Source organism: Trichothermofontia sp. (assembly GCF_053493415.1).
On the sequence record NZ_JBRCAD010000002.1, the window covers coordinates 1 to 13,739 of the forward strand.

The window sequence follows — 13,739 nt, forward strand, 5'->3', positions numbered from 1 at the left end:
GCCACCAACCGCCCCAGCCCGCCCCAGGGCTAGAGCAGGCCCAGCGCATTTTCGCCATTCTCCAGGAAACTCCTGGCTTCGATCCGCTGCAAAAGTTACCCGCCCTAGCCGGGTTACTCTTCCGCCCCGAAGTCCAGGAAATGGGCCAACAGGTCATGTCGGGTCTGGCCCAACGGGCGATCGCCCGCCTGATCCGTGAACTCTTGCTGCGCGAAGAGGTCGAACCGATCGCGAGTAATGGTAAGGGGCCAGGCGCCATTGTTTCCCCGCCCTCCTTACCCGGTGCCAACACCTGAAGGGGGAGGGGCCTCTCCGGGATGAGGGTTGCCCCTACCAGTGTGTGAATGGATGGGTGACCAGGTTGGAGTTGAAATAACGCGGATCACCCGAAACTTCTGTACCAATCCAGTCCGGCAAGGTAAGGGTTTGATTGGCCGCTTGTAATTCCACTTCGGCCACAATCAAGCCCGCGTTTTCACCTAAAAATTCATCGACCTCCCAGACCAAATCCTCGATCGCAATTCGATAGCGCTTTTTTTCAATCAAGGGCCGATCACACAGGGTCGTGAGCATGATCTCGGCATCGTCCATAGGGATTTCGTACTCAAATTCAGACCGAGACAACCCGCTCGTCGCCCCCTTAATCGTTAAGTAGGCCCGATCGCCCGCCTGCCGTACCCGCACCGTTCGCCCATTGCCCCGGCTGATATAGCCCTGACGATACAAAATCCCCACCGCCAGCGATCGCCATGCGTCGCTCTGGACCAGAAACTTGCGCTCAATTTCGATCGCCATTGAATTCTCCCCAATCCAGCCGCAGTATAGCCTCGAGGGTCCGTATTCTTCAGTCGCCTAAACAACGCTGTCACTCGTGTTTGGTCAAGCTTGAGCGGAGAGGCTTGCGACAGGCTCAGCCCCAACGGCCCCCGGTTACCCTGAGCTTGTTGAAGGGGCCTGGGGCCGATCGGCAACCTATCAATTTATGGCTGACAGAGTACTAGCGCACACGACGGCCTTGTCAAGGGCGCAAAATCGGCTGGTGCTGCCCGGTTCGGAGCGGTATGAGTGTTGTCTGGGCGACAATCGGGAACGGCTCGACTGGCCCGATCGTCGCTGTGATTTGGCAATAACACGGGTGCTAATCGGCCAGAAAAGGCGCGATCAATCCAGATAAAAATGGGGTTGACTATTGTTTTGCCGCACCGTCGTGGCGAATAGCTCATCCGGATAACCGACCCCTAATAAACACAAGCCCTGGGGGGGAGCCGCATATTTCACCCGATCACGTTGTTCCAGCGTCCAAAGCTGAGTGAACTCATCCGGCGATCGCTGGCCGCGCCCCACCTGCACCAACAACCCCACCAGCAATCGCATCATTCCATACAGGAAGGCATTCGCCTGCACTTCAATTTCAATGAACGGCCCCCGCTTTTGGCAGATTACGGCTTGGACCTCAACCCAGGAATGATTCCGGCTGGAATTTGCCCGGTGAAAGGCAGACAAGTGGTGATGCCCCAATAAGGGTTCCAGGGCTGCCCGCATCGCTACCACATCCAGCGGTTCGTAGTAGTAATGCCAGGTAAAGGGTCGGACAAATAAATTAGGCCGACTCCCGGTATAGAGGGTGTAACGATAGCGTCGCCAGGTGGCAGAAAAACGCGCGTGCCAGTCCGGTCCGACGGCGGTGGCGGCGGTTACCGCAATATCGGATGGTAACCGACTATTAATCACCCCTGGCCACCGGGCCACTGGGATCGGTGAACTCACTTCAAAATGAGCGACTTGACCGGCGGCATGAACCCCCGTATCCGTCCGACCGGCCCCTGTCACCCGGACTGGCTCACCCACGATCGCCGCGATCGCGGCCTCCAATTCTGCTTGAACCGTGCGCTGTTGCGGTTGCCACTGCCAGCCATGAAAATGGGTACCCACATATTGCAGCAAGAGGGCGATACGTTGCCGCTGCGGTTCCTGGGAAGACTGGCTAGCCACCTCTCCCATGACCAAGGGCAGGTCGGATTGCGCCTGATGTGATCGCTCCCCTCCCTGCCCCATCTTGATCACAACTGCCCCCAGTCTTCTTGAATGTTCAGCAGTGCTCAGGGTGTGATCGAGTCCGACTAAACCAATTCCAGCACGGCCATCTCGGCATTATCCCCCGGACGATTCACCGTGCGCAGAATCCGGGTGTAGCCGCCCTGGCGATTGCCATAACGCTCACCTACCTGGGCAAATAGGGAGTGGGCTAAATCCTTATCGTAAACGTAGCCCAACACTTGCCGACGGGCAGCCAGACTCCCATCCTTCGCCAACGTAATAATACGATCGGCTTCAGCACGCACCGCCTTGGCACGGGCCTTGGTCGTGACAATTCGACCATGCTGAAGTAATTGCGTGGTCAGGGCACGCAGCATGGCCCGCCGCTGATCAGCAGGTTTACCTAATTTGGGAACTCGACAACCGTGACGCATGATTCATTACCTAAGCTAGTAGTGATGGCAAGTTTGTGTGGGATTAGATTTTAGATTTTAGATTTTAGATTTTAGAGCGCAGGTTATGGGCTTTAGGTTTTTAGATATCAAGGAGAATGTCCCCGCCTATCACGTGTTACCTATTAGCTGTTCCCTGTCATCTATCATCTATCACCTATCATCTATCACCTCAATGCCTAGCCCGTCTTGTGAGCCTTTTCTTGGGGTAAGGTAATCCCCAGGCGATCCTGGAGGGCTTGGATCACTTCTTCGGCAGATTTCTGACCAAAGTTCTTGATCTCCAACAGGTCTTCCTGGGAGTAGTCGAGGAGATCGGCGACGGAGTTAATCTGTGCCCGCTTCAGGCAGTTATAGGCCCGGACTGACAACTGTAATTCCTCGATCGGGATCTGATGTTCACGATCGTCGCCCGGTTTAGTCTCATCTGGCCCTGGGGCCTGGGAGGAGATGTCCTTCAGCGGGCTAAACAGATTGGTGAGGATCTCGGCTGCCTGACTGAGGGCTTCCTTCGGGGTATAACTGCCGTTGGTCCACACCTCCAGGAGCAAGCGATCGTGCTCAATCCCAGGCCCACTGTGGATGGCCTCCACGCTATAGTTCACACGGGTTACGGGCATAAACACCGCATCGATCTGGAGGAAGTCGATCGCCGTGGTTTCATCCCGCATCCGATCGACCGTGCGATACCCGTGACCGCGCTCAACCCGGAATTCCATCTCCAGGGTGGCCCCGGCGGCCAAGGTGGCAATGTAATGCTCGGTGTTGATCACCTCCAGGTCGGTGGGTAATTCCTCGCTGAAACTGCCTGCTGTGACCGTAGCTGGCCCATGAATCCGCAAGCGCCCAATCTGGGGTTGGGGTGAATAGTTGCGGAAGATGACTTTTTTCATGTTCAGGAGAATGTCCAGCACATCCTCCCGTACCCCTGGAATGGTGGCAAACTCGTGGTTGACACCAGCAATGCGCACTGCCGTTACCGCTGCCCCTTCCAGGTTTGACAACAACACACGCCGCAGGGCATTCCCGACGGTCGTTCCTTGCCCCCGTTCCAGGGGCTCTAGAACAAACTTACCGTAGTTATACTCATTGGACTCAACCTTGCATTCAAACTGAGTCACAGCCCAACCTCCCAAATCCTCTTGAAGATAAACGATTGCCCAACTGGGTTGTGCAATAGCCGCCAATACCTTGGGTGCTTCGCTACACCCGACGACGCTTGGGTGGTCGGCAACCGTTATGAGGAATCGGGGTCACATCGCGAATCAGCGTAATCTCTAGACCGGCCCCTTGGAGTGCCCGGATAGCGGTTTCTCGGCCTGCTCCCGGTCCACTCACCATGACTTCAACCTGGCGCATCCCCTGGTCTGCTGCGCGCCGCGCCGCACCTTCCGCAGCCGTTTGGGCGGCAAAGGGGGTGCCCTTCTTGGCTCCCTTAAAACCGCTCGATCCCGCCGATGCCCAGGAAATCACTTCCCCAATCGGATCGGTAATCGTAACGATCGTGTTGTTAAACGTAGATTGGATGTGAACCACCCCATTGGGAACGTTGCGCCGTTGCTTTTTGGTCCCGCTCCGCTTACCTGTTTGTCGCGCCATTGCCGCCTCTCTAGCTTCCTCTATACCTTAAACGGTTGTACCGAAGTACCTCAATCAAACTGTCCTGAAACCAAAACGGTCTCACAATCTTGTGTTGAAACGCTCGTGCCCAAAATGTGTACCGCATAACCCGTACTGAAGGCTCCTGCAAGCAACGAGTGCGGACGGTCAATGGACACGGGGCTGCAACCTAGGCAGAAAGACTCAGACATCGCCCCCTTGCGCCAGCCCCTAGGCCAGATCAGGTGGCTTGCCCAGATGTCCCTTGCACTATTTCTTCGACGTTGCCTTGCGCTTCCCAGCCACCGTGCGACGGACCCCTCCGCGACGGGTGCGGGCATTGGTCCGGGTGCGTTGACCCCGAACAGGTAACCCCATCCGGTGCCGACGCCCCCGATAGGTGCCAATGTCCATCAATCGCTTGATGTTCATGCTTTCTAGACGCCGCAGATCCCCTTCCACCTGGTAGCCAGTTTCCACCGCTTCCCGTAGGGCCGCCACCTCGGCGTCGCTCAGATCCTTGACGCGGGTGTCTGGGTTTACCCCAGTTGCAGCCAAAATCTTTTGCGATCGGGTCAGGCCAATCCCGTAGATGTACGTCAAACCAATTTCGACCCGCTTATCGCGCGGGAGGTCTACACCCGCAATTCTTGCCACGCTGTTTATCCCCCTAAGTTTGATGATGGATGATGATATCTAGAGTGGGTTAGGACGATTCCCCCCAATGCCTGCTCAGGCAACCCGATGCCCCCAAGGCTAGCCGTGACCGTTTTTCCCCAGGGCTTGACACAGCCGTTACAATGGCTCTTATAGACCTGATGGAATCCCGGTAAATCCCGACTAGCCTTGGCGTTGCTTATGTTTCGGGTTGGAGCAGATCACCATAACTCGACCGTGCCGACGGATAATCCGACACTTCTCGCAGATTTTCTTGACGGATGCTCGAACTTTCATGCCTTTTCTGGCGCTTCTACAAACACACTACGATAGCAACTTTAGGAAACTTTTGTCAAATATTGGGATCTAATATGCGGTCCTACCGGTGCCCCTATTTGCGTGTCCTACTTGACGAAGGTTAGGACGACGGTCAATAAGAGTTTCTCGCAAAGCTGATCGCCCCCTAGCGGTGAATACCTGGCGGAGCGCACCGATCGCGGGGATATCGCTGGCAGGCCGCCGCTTATTTCTTACGCAGACGATAGGTAATCCGTCCTTTGCTCAAGTCGTAGGGAGTTAACTCCACCTTGACGCGATCACCGGGTAGGATTTTGATATAGTTCCGGCGAATCTTACCGGAAATATGGGCCAAGACGTTAAAGCCATTATCCAGGTCCACCCGAAACATGGCGTTCGGCAAGGACTCGGTTACCGTCCCTTCCATTTCAATTAGATCTTGTTTAGCCAATCGACCTCCTTTGTGGGGTTATAGATGCTGCCATTGTCCCCAGCCATCAGCACGACACGTATCCTAGCATCCTTCAGCTTAGCAAATATATACAAGGATTGTGTCCTAGCTAGCGGTCAACAGGAACGTCATTGGCAGGGGGGCTGGCCGTGGGGTAGGCATCCTGCCTGCCGGCTTGGTCTTTTGGGAGGCGAAAACAGCCGAGACGGCTATGCCACAAGCGACTCGGCCTAGGCCGCGATCGCCTGCTCTAGGGCTGCGGTCACGGCATCCATGCTTTGGTTACCGTTGATGGCCACCAGCTTACCCTGGCCTTCATAGAACGCCAGCATGGGCAAGGTTTGCTCCCGGTAGACTTCCAGGCGGCGACGGATCACCGCTTCGTTGTCGTCCTGCCGTCCCCGTGCCAGGAGACGTTGGATGAGTTCAGTGTCCGGGACCTCCAGGTTCAGGGCATGATCACACGCTTGTCCTAGGTGTTGCAGCATTGCATCCAGGGCTTCGGCCTGCGATCGGTTGCGGGGAAAGCCATCCAGAATCCAGCCAGAGGTGGTATCCGGCTCAGCAAGACGGGTCTCCACCATCCCCAGGACCAAGGCATCGGGGACTAATTCGCCGCGATCCATGTAGGCTTTGGCCTTGACCCCCAGTTCGGTTTGCTGGGCAACTGCTGCCCGTAACAGATCCCCGGTGGAAATGTGGGGAATCTGGCAGCGATCGGCCAAGCGCACGGCCTGGGTTCCCTTCCCCGATCCCGGTGGTCCCAAAAACACTAAACGCTTCACTACTGTTTCACCATCCCTTCATAGCGTTGGGAAATGACATAGGTTTGAATCTGTTTCGAGGTGTCGATCGCCACCCCCACCAGAATCAGTAACGAGGTGGCCCCTAAGCCTTGGAAGGTCCGTACCCGTGTCGCACTTTCCACTGCCGTCGGCACGATCGCCACCACCCCCAGGAAAATCGCCCCCAGGAAGGTCAACCGATTCAGGATGCGTTCGATATACTCGCTGGTTTTTTGGCCGGGGCGAATACCGGGAATACTCGATCCCATCTTCTTCAGGTTCTTAGCCAGATCCTCCGGGTTGATAATCAACGAGGCATAGAAATAGCTAAAGAACAGAATTAAGACAAGATAGAACAGGACATAAAGCCACGGGGCCGGCCCATTGGGACTCAGGTAGGCCGACAGTTGTACCATGAACTCATTCCGGGTGAAGGAGGCGAGGGATGCCGGTAGCACCAACACTGCCGAGGCAAAAATGATTGGCATCACACCGCCCTGGTTTAGCCGGAGGGGCAGATAGCTGCTTTTCTCCAGATATAGCCGCCGTCCCACCTGGCGTCGAGCCGAAATAATCGGAATCCGGCGGGTACCTTCCTGGACAAAGACAATCCCAACGATGACGGCCAGGAAGACTAACAAAAGAATGATCACCCCGCCGACGAGGTTGCTATCGCCACTTTGGGTGAGGGCAAAGGTGTCGGAAAGCGACTTGGGTAGTGTGGAAACGATGTTGACGAAGATCAACAGAGACGCACCATTACCCACCCCGCGTTCGGTAATCAGTTCCCCGATCCACATGACAAACATGGCCCCTGCCGTTAAGGCTAGAACCATTTGCACAATGAAGAGTGGGCCAGGGCTAGCAGCGGCACCTAGGTTACTCACCAACAGGGCCAACCCCGCGCTCTGGAAGATCGCCCAACCTAGGGCCACATAGCGGGTAATTTGGGAAATCTTGCGTCGTCCCGCTTCCCCTTCATTTTTCTGTAAGTCTTCTAGGGCGGGGATCGCGGCTGTTAATAATTGCAAAATAATCGAGGCATTAATAAAAGGCAGAATCCCCAACGCAAAAATTCCTAGGGCGAGGAAGCCCCCCCCAGAGAAAATGTCGAGAAAACCAATCACAGGGTTGTTGCCCAAGGCTTCCCGGAAGGCTTCCCGATCGATGCCAGGGACCGGCAAATAGATCCCCAATCTGACTAAAATCAACAGCCCGATCGTCACCAACAAACGCCCACGCAGACCGGCTGCCTGGGCCATTTGCATAAACGTTTCTTGGGCTGTCGGTGCGCGATCGCGACTTTCAACCATGAGCGGATACCTCTACCGACAGAACTGCGTGGCTATTCGGCACCAGCGGCGACCGCTTCAATCACTTCACAACTACCTCCAGCAGCTTCAATTTTGCTGCGGGCACCCGCTGTAAAGGCAGCCGCTTTCACCTGTAGGGCCACATTAAGGTTGCCATCCCCCAGGATTTTGAGCGGCCCCCGTGAGGTGGTGACAATTCCCGCTGCTAGCAGGGAGTCGAGGGTGACTTCTGTGTTTGCCGGCAACGATGCCAGTGCGCTTACGTTAATCGTAGTGTACTGACGGCGGTTAACAATGGGGAAGTGCTTTAACTTGGGCACCCGACGGTACAGGGGCAGTTGGCCCCCCTCAAAGCCGGGGCGAGTACCGCGACCCGATCGTGACTTCTGGCCGCGCATCCCGAAGCCACAACTGGCTCCCTGACCCGCAGCAATGCCCCGACCGACTCGACGGCGGCGGTGTTTGGCCCCTTTTTGGGGTTTGGCGTCTTGGAGTCTCATCTCGCGACCTGATTCCTTGTTAGTGAGTAACGGCGAATGGCTGGCATGGGGACGATCCCCTCCAGCCTGGACCTAGGCATAAAGCTGCTCGATCGGAATCCCGCGTTCTTCGGCCACTTCGGCAAACGTTCGCAGGGCGGATAAAGCCGACACGGCGGCTCTGGCATTATTGAGGGGATTATCCGAACCCAATTGTTTGGCGAGGGCATTCTTCACCCCAGCCAGTTCTAGGACCACCCGCACAGCGCCCCCGGCAATTACCCCGGTACCTGGACCGGCAGGCCGAATCAGCACGGCAGCCCCGCCCCCTTCGCCGTTGACCGGATGGGGGATGGAACTGGACTTGGTGATCGGTACTTCAATGAGATGTTTCTTCCCATCGGCGACGCCCTTGCGCACGGCTCCAATCACGTCAGCGGCTTTGCCCACCCCGACGCCCACTTGGCCGCGTTCATTACCAACGACGACAATCGCTCGGAAACTGAGCTTTTTACCGCCCTTAACCACCTTGGTAACCCGGCGGATTTGCACCACCCGTTCTTGCCAATCGGTTTCCTTTTCGCGGGCGCGGCTTGCCTTACGAGATTTTGCCATAACGGTTCCTTCGTCCTAATCCTCTGTTGCCAGTTCTTACCAGTACGGTTAGTGGGTTCTGATGATCCCATTGGTTTTGGGTTCAGCCCTAGAAGTGCAACCCAGCTTCACGGGCCGCATCGGCTAATGCCTGGACGCGGCCATGATAGAGATTACCACCGCGATCAAAGACGACGTGTTGAATCCCCTTTGCCAGGGTTCGCTGTGCAATGAGTTTGCCCACGGCGCTAGAAGCCTCACAGTTGGCCCCCGACGCCAGTTGGCCCCGCAATTCCGGATCAAGGGTTGAAGCGGCTGCTAGGGTGTGGTGCTGGGTATCGTCAATGACTTGGGCATAAATGTGTTGATGGGAGCGGAAGACCGCCAGACGGGGGCGATCGGTCGTTCCCGATAGCCGTTTGCGCACCCGACGATGCCGTGCTTGGACCAGATCTTTACGACTTTTCATAGCATTAACCCTTAGCCCTTACTTCTTACCAGACTTACCAGCTTTGCGCCGAACCTGTTCGCCTTGGTAGCGAATTCCCTTGCCCTTATAGGGTTCTGGCTTCCGCACGGCCCGGACTCGCGCCGCTGTATTGCCGACAATTTCCTTGTCGATGCCGCTGACAATGATATTGACGTTGTTCTCGACCACAAATTCGATGCCAGGGGGGGGGTCGATCGTCACGGGGTGGCTATAGCCCATGTTCAGCACCAGGTTTTTGCCCTGGACCTGTGCCCGATAGCCCACCCCTTGGATCTCCAGGCGGCGCTGGAAGCCTTGGGAAACCCCTTCGACCATATTGGCCACCAGGGTGCGGCAGAGGCCATGACGCTGCCGTGCCGGACGGGATTCGTCCCGCCGTTTCACCTGAACCTCGCCGTCCACCTGCTCCACCGAAACCTCATTCGGCAGCACACGGGACAGTTCGCCCTTGGGGCCTTTGATGGTGACTTGTTGCCCGTCGATCGTCACGGTTACCTTGGCGGGAACCGGAATCGGGCGCTTGCCAATCCGAGACATAGCTCCTGTATCCTCTGTCTTAAACTGAATGTGCGCTCCCAGCCCTAGCCACAAACCGGGGCTAGCCAACCAGGGGGAAAAGCCATGATGCTGTGGTAATCAGGCTGGCAATGGCAGGCAGTTACCAGACATAGCACAGCACTTCGCCACCTACCCCCCGTCGTCGGGCCTCGCGATCGGTCATGATGCCGTTGGAGGTGGAGATAATGGCAATGCCAATGCCCCCCAATACCCGTGGCAATTCCTTGCGGTTTGAGTACACGCGCAAACCGGGTTTACTCACCCGTTGCAAGGCCGTGATCGTCGGGCGACGGTTTTTGTCGCGATAGCGGAGCGTAATCACGATCCGTCGCTTTACCCCTTCGCCAACGTCCTCAAATCCCTCAATGAAGCCCTCCTCCTGGAGCACCCGCGCGATACTACGGGTCATGTTGGTCGAAGGCACTTCGGTGGTTTGATGCCGAGCCAGATTCGCGTTGCGAATGCGGGTCAACATATCTGCAATGGTGTCGTTAACTGCCATAGTTGTCTCTATCGTGATATTCCTGTAGCAGCGAGGACTGTTTTAAGGGTCCTAGTCGCGGAAGGGCATGCCCATCGCCCGGAGGAGGGCGCGGCCTTCCTCATCGGTGTTGGCGGTGGTGACAATGGTGATGTCCATGCCTCGGATTTGATCAATGCTGTCATAATCGACTTCCGGGAAAATCAACTGCTCTCGAACGCCCAGGGTGTAGTTGCCGCGACCATCAAAACTGCGGGGGCTGACGCCGCGAAAGTCGCGAATCCGAGGTAAGGCTAAGTTAATCAAGCGTTCCAAAAAGGCATACATGCGATCGCCCCGCAGGGTGACCATGAGGCCAATCGGCATTCCTTGACGAATCTTGAAGCCAGCGATCGCCTTCTTGGCGCGGGTAACCACGGGTTTTTGCCCAGTAATCACCGCCAACTCTTGGACCGACGACTCCAGCGCTTTTGCGTTTTGGGCGGCTTCGCCCAAGCCTCGGTTCACCGTAATCTTGACCAACTTGGGGACTTGGTGAACGTTGGTGTAGCCAAACTGGGTTGTCAGTTGGGGAACGATCGTCTCGCGGTAACGGGTTTTCAGAGTTTGTGCCATAGGTCCTTATGGGGTGCCCTGGTCTTGGTCAGGGGCATAGGGTGGATGCCAGTGAGGGATCTCGGCAGGACGGCTACGGGAGCCGTTGGGCGCTTAATCCAGAATTTCACCGGTTTTCTTGAGCATTCGCACCTTGCGACCTTCTGGGGTGAAGGTATAGCAAACGCGACTGGCGACTTTCTCCTTATTGGAGTAGAGCATGACGTTAGAGCTGTGGATGGGGCTTTCTACGGTTTCAATCCGGCCCGATTCACCCTCTTGACGCGGCTTAATATGCTTGGTCTTGATGTTGACCCCCTTCACCAATACCTTGCTGGTCTTCGGGAAGGTCTGGAGGATTTCACCAACTTTGCCCTTGTCCTTGCCAGTAATCACTTGAACGGTATCACCCCGCTTGACATGCATCCGATGCCGCGTTGGGGTAGCTTTTGAACGGTTTTTCATTTAGAGAACCTCCGGTGCTAGCGAAACAATTTTGGTGTAATTCTTGTCGCGTAGCTCCCGCGCTACCGGGCCAAACACCCGCGTCCCACGGGGATTCCCATCGGCGTTGATAATGACAGCCGCATTGTCATCAAAGCGAATGCTCATGCCACTGCCGCGCCGCAGGCTTTTACGGGTACGGACAATGACGGCCCGCACCACATCGGATTTTTTCACTGCCATGTTGGGTAGGGCATCTTTAACCACAGCGATAATCACGTCGCCCACACCCGCATACCGACGGTTACCGCCGAGGACACGGATACACATGAGCTTACGCGCACCGCTGTTGTCAGCCACGTTGAGATAGGTTTCTTGTTGAATCACGATCGGTTTCCTTCGGGTCCAGAGGTTGACGGTAAGCCTGGATTACGCCAGGGGGGTATGACTAAGGATCTCGGTCACGGTCCAACGCTTGGTGCGGCTCAGGGGGCGGGTTTCTTGAATCCGGACCCGATCGCCGACCTTACAGCGATTCTCTTCATCGTGGGCCTTATAGCGCTTGGTGCGAACGACAATCTTGCCGTACTTGGGGTGGGGTGCCCGGTTTTCCACGGCCACCACCACCGTTTTCTGCATCTTGTCGCTGACCACCAAGCCAACCCGTTCTTTAACTGCCATAACCCCTTATTCCTCCTCTGAAGCCAATGCGCTAGGTGTGGCGTCCCCGGTGACGACGGTTCCGGTCGTGCTCGCGGTGATTTGCCGCTCCCGTTCCAGGGTCATCAATTGGGCCAGTTTGTGCTTGAGGTGCTTGTACTGGTGGGGTTTGGGACGGGCATCGGTCGATCGCGTCACCTGTTGCAGCCGCAGCTCAAACAGATCGCGCTTGACGCTGCTGATTTGTTCGTTGAGTTCGGCCTCACTGAGAGACCGAAAATCGTCAATCTTGGACAGTGGCATTGGTTACTCCTGCTCCTGCTCACGCGCAATAAACTTGGTTTTAATCGGCAGCTTGTAGGAGGCAAGGCGCATCGCTTCACGGGCCACGGCTTCCGAAACACCCGCGATCTCAAACAAAATCCGGCCCGGTTTGACCACGGCTACCCAATACTCTGGGTTCCCTTTCCCAGATCCCATCCGGGTTTCTGCCGGACGCAGGGTCACGGGCTTATCTGGGAAGACTCGAATCCAGATCTTGCCCCCCCGGCGCACGTACCGGGTGATGGCCCGACGGCTAGCCTCAATCTGGCGGGAGGTGATCCAGGCGGGTTCGAGGGCTTGCAGGGCAAAATCGCCAAAGTTGACTTCGTTGCCACGACTCGCTTGGCCGGTCATCCGACCCCGCTGCTGTTTGCGGAATTTAGTTCTTCTGGGACTGAGCATAATTACCCCTCGTTAGACCGATCCTCAAATTGCTGACGCCGCCGCCGGGGGGGACGATTGGCCGAGGTGGGGGTCGCTGGTTCTTCCTGGCCGGGAATGATCTCGCCCTTGAAGACCCAGACCTTGACCCCCAACACTCCGTAAGTCGTTTGGGCCGTGCGATAGGCAAAGTCGATGTCGGCCCGCAGGGTATGCAGGGGGACTCGACCTTCCCGCGTCCACTCCGATCGCGCAATTTCGGCGCCATTCAGCCGCCCACTGACCTGGACCTTGATGCCCTGGACGCCGGCTCGTTGTGCTCGTTGGATGGCTTGACGCACCACCCGCCGGAAGGATACGCGCCGTTCCAATTGCTGGGTGATGTACTCGGCGATCAGTCCCGCGTCAGCATCGACACGGGCCACTTCGACCACGTTGATGCGAATCTGGCGATCGCCACTGTGAAGCTCGTCCTGTAGCCCCACGCGCAGGGACTCAATCCCCGATCCGCCGCGACCGACCACCACCCCTGGCCGAGCCGTCCGGACTTCGAGATCAATTTGATCCGCTTTGCGCTCGATGCGAATGTCGGAAATTCCAGCATTGCTGAGCTTCGCTTCGACATATTTGCGAATTTTGTGGTCTTCCTGCAACAGGCTGGGGTACCGCTTGGTGTCGCTAAACCAACGGGAGCGGTGTTCCTGGGTGATGCCGAGGCGAAAACCAACTGGATGAATTTTTTGTCCCACAGGTGTCTCCTCTAAGGCTAGTCGTCGATGGTTGGGGCCACTGCGATCGTGATATGGCAGGTGGGCTTGCGAATCTGGTAGGCTCGCCCTTGGGCACGGGGCCGATAGCGGCGCAGACTCGGTCCCTGGTCGGCAAAGGCACGGCTAATCACGAGGGTCGCTGGGTCAAGTCCTTCATTGTGTTCAGCGTTGGCCACGGCTGATCGCAGCACTTTCAGAACATATTCACAGGCCCGGTAGGGCATAAATTCGAGAATGATCAAGGCTTCTCGGTAGGTACGGCCTCGGATTTGATCCAAAACCCGACGGACTTTATGGGGCGATGTGCGGATCGAGCGGGCAATCGCCTTGACTTCATAGCTGGTATCAACGGCCATAGGTTTCTCCTGATCGA

At 56.6% G+C, this 13,739-nt stretch carries 23 protein-coding genes and 1 pseudogene; 1 reads left to right on the forward strand and 23 read right to left on the reverse strand.

The window, feature by feature from the left end; translation table 11 throughout:
* A pseudogene (locus tag ACWIUF_RS00065) lies at positions 1–296 on the forward strand (hypothetical protein); the annotation flags it as partial.
* Positions 297–330: 34 nt separating this feature from the next.
* Here the strand turns inward: ACWIUF_RS00065 and ACWIUF_RS00070 are convergent.
* The 23 genes from ACWIUF_RS00070 to rplV form a co-directional block, all read right to left on the reverse strand.
* Positions 331–795 carry a CYTH domain-containing protein gene (locus ACWIUF_RS00070; protein ID WP_448570108.1) on the reverse strand — a complete coding sequence of 155 codons (465 nt, stop codon included), beginning with the start codon at positions 793–795 and terminating at the stop codon, positions 331–333.
* A gap of 366 nt (positions 796–1,161) precedes the next feature.
* The gene (gene truA, locus ACWIUF_RS00075) at positions 1,162–2,001 is read right to left on the reverse strand and encodes a tRNA pseudouridine(38-40) synthase TruA (RefSeq protein ID WP_448570109.1); all 840 of its coding nucleotides are present in this window, start codon (positions 1,999–2,001) and stop codon (positions 1,162–1,164) included.
* A gap of 119 nt (positions 2,002–2,120) precedes the next feature.
* Positions 2,121–2,471, reverse strand: coding sequence for a 50S ribosomal protein L17 (rplQ, locus tag ACWIUF_RS00080; protein ID WP_448570110.1), 351 nt, complete (start codon positions 2,469–2,471; stop codon positions 2,121–2,123).
* 197 nt (positions 2,472–2,668) lie between these two features.
* Positions 2,669–3,610, reverse strand: a complete 942-nt coding sequence (locus tag ACWIUF_RS00085; protein ID WP_448570111.1) for a DNA-directed RNA polymerase subunit alpha — start codon at positions 3,608–3,610, stop codon at positions 2,669–2,671.
* Between the two features lie 82 nt (positions 3,611–3,692).
* Positions 3,693–4,088: a 30S ribosomal protein S11 gene (gene rpsK, locus ACWIUF_RS00090; RefSeq protein WP_448561469.1), complete on the reverse strand. Its 396-nt coding sequence runs from the start codon at positions 4,086–4,088 to the stop codon at positions 3,693–3,695.
* Between the two features lie 270 nt (positions 4,089–4,358).
* Positions 4,359–4,745, reverse strand: a complete 387-nt coding sequence (gene rpsM, locus ACWIUF_RS00095; RefSeq protein WP_448570112.1) for a 30S ribosomal protein S13 — start codon at positions 4,743–4,745, stop codon at positions 4,359–4,361.
* Between the two features lie 183 nt (positions 4,746–4,928).
* Positions 4,929–5,042 (reverse strand): 50S ribosomal protein L36, encoded by a 114-nt coding sequence (rpmJ, locus tag ACWIUF_RS00100; RefSeq protein ID WP_265900341.1) that lies wholly within the window; start codon positions 5,040–5,042, stop codon positions 4,929–4,931.
* Between the two features lie 226 nt (positions 5,043–5,268).
* On the reverse strand, positions 5,269–5,493 hold the full coding sequence (infA, locus tag ACWIUF_RS00105) for a translation initiation factor IF-1 (protein ID WP_006100613.1): 225 nt from the start codon (positions 5,491–5,493) through the stop codon (positions 5,269–5,271).
* A gap of 230 nt (positions 5,494–5,723) precedes the next feature.
* Positions 5,724–6,278, reverse strand: a complete 555-nt coding sequence (locus tag ACWIUF_RS00110; protein WP_448570113.1) for an adenylate kinase — start codon at positions 6,276–6,278, stop codon at positions 5,724–5,726.
* Complete coding sequence (secY, locus tag ACWIUF_RS00115; RefSeq protein WP_448570114.1) at positions 6,278–7,591, reverse strand: preprotein translocase subunit SecY; 1,314 nt, start codon at positions 7,589–7,591, stop codon at positions 6,278–6,280. Before secY ends, ACWIUF_RS00110 begins: the two co-directional genes overlap by 1 nt.
* 32 nt (positions 7,592–7,623) lie before the next feature.
* Complete coding sequence (gene rplO, locus ACWIUF_RS00120) at positions 7,624–8,091, reverse strand: 50S ribosomal protein L15 (protein WP_448570115.1); 468 nt, start codon at positions 8,089–8,091, stop codon at positions 7,624–7,626.
* Between the two features lie 72 nt (positions 8,092–8,163).
* A complete protein-coding gene (rpsE, locus tag ACWIUF_RS00125; protein WP_448570116.1) occupies positions 8,164–8,685 on the reverse strand; it encodes a 30S ribosomal protein S5 in 522 nt (173 codons plus the stop codon).
* An 88-nt stretch (positions 8,686–8,773) separates the two neighbouring features.
* Positions 8,774–9,133, reverse strand: a complete 360-nt coding sequence (gene rplR, locus ACWIUF_RS00130) for a 50S ribosomal protein L18 (RefSeq protein ID WP_448570117.1) — start codon at positions 9,131–9,133, stop codon at positions 8,774–8,776.
* An 18-nt stretch (positions 9,134–9,151) separates the two neighbouring features.
* The gene (gene rplF, locus ACWIUF_RS00135) at positions 9,152–9,691 is read right to left on the reverse strand and encodes a 50S ribosomal protein L6 (protein ID WP_448570118.1); all 540 of its coding nucleotides are present in this window, start codon (positions 9,689–9,691) and stop codon (positions 9,152–9,154) included.
* Between the two features lie 121 nt (positions 9,692–9,812).
* Positions 9,813–10,214 (reverse strand): 30S ribosomal protein S8, encoded by a 402-nt coding sequence (gene rpsH / locus ACWIUF_RS00140; protein WP_448570119.1) that lies wholly within the window; start codon positions 10,212–10,214, stop codon positions 9,813–9,815.
* A gap of 51 nt (positions 10,215–10,265) precedes the next feature.
* The gene (gene rplE / locus ACWIUF_RS00145) at positions 10,266–10,808 is read right to left on the reverse strand and encodes a 50S ribosomal protein L5 (protein WP_448570120.1); all 543 of its coding nucleotides are present in this window, start codon (positions 10,806–10,808) and stop codon (positions 10,266–10,268) included.
* A 93-nt stretch (positions 10,809–10,901) separates the two neighbouring features.
* Positions 10,902–11,252 carry a 50S ribosomal protein L24 gene (gene rplX, locus ACWIUF_RS00150; protein ID WP_448570121.1) on the reverse strand — a complete coding sequence of 117 codons (351 nt, stop codon included), beginning with the start codon at positions 11,250–11,252 and terminating at the stop codon, positions 10,902–10,904.
* On the reverse strand, positions 11,253–11,618 hold the full coding sequence (gene rplN, locus ACWIUF_RS00155; RefSeq protein ID WP_265900331.1) for a 50S ribosomal protein L14: 366 nt from the start codon (positions 11,616–11,618) through the stop codon (positions 11,253–11,255).
* Between the two features lie 42 nt (positions 11,619–11,660).
* Positions 11,661–11,912: a 30S ribosomal protein S17 gene (gene rpsQ, locus ACWIUF_RS00160; protein WP_448570122.1), complete on the reverse strand. Its 252-nt coding sequence runs from the start codon at positions 11,910–11,912 to the stop codon at positions 11,661–11,663.
* A 6-nt stretch (positions 11,913–11,918) separates the two neighbouring features.
* On the reverse strand, positions 11,919–12,194 hold the full coding sequence (gene rpmC / locus ACWIUF_RS00165; RefSeq protein WP_448570123.1) for a 50S ribosomal protein L29: 276 nt from the start codon (positions 12,192–12,194) through the stop codon (positions 11,919–11,921).
* A gap of 3 nt (positions 12,195–12,197) precedes the next feature.
* A complete protein-coding gene (rplP, locus tag ACWIUF_RS00170) occupies positions 12,198–12,617 on the reverse strand; it encodes a 50S ribosomal protein L16 (RefSeq protein WP_448570124.1) in 420 nt (139 codons plus the stop codon).
* Between the two features lie 2 nt (positions 12,618–12,619).
* On the reverse strand, positions 12,620–13,345 hold the full coding sequence (gene rpsC / locus ACWIUF_RS00175; protein ID WP_448570125.1) for a 30S ribosomal protein S3: 726 nt from the start codon (positions 13,343–13,345) through the stop codon (positions 12,620–12,622).
* A 17-nt stretch (positions 13,346–13,362) separates the two neighbouring features.
* Positions 13,363–13,722, reverse strand: a complete 360-nt coding sequence (gene rplV, locus ACWIUF_RS00180) for a 50S ribosomal protein L22 (RefSeq protein ID WP_448570126.1) — start codon at positions 13,720–13,722, stop codon at positions 13,363–13,365.
* Between the last annotated feature and the right edge of the window lie 17 nt (positions 13,723–13,739).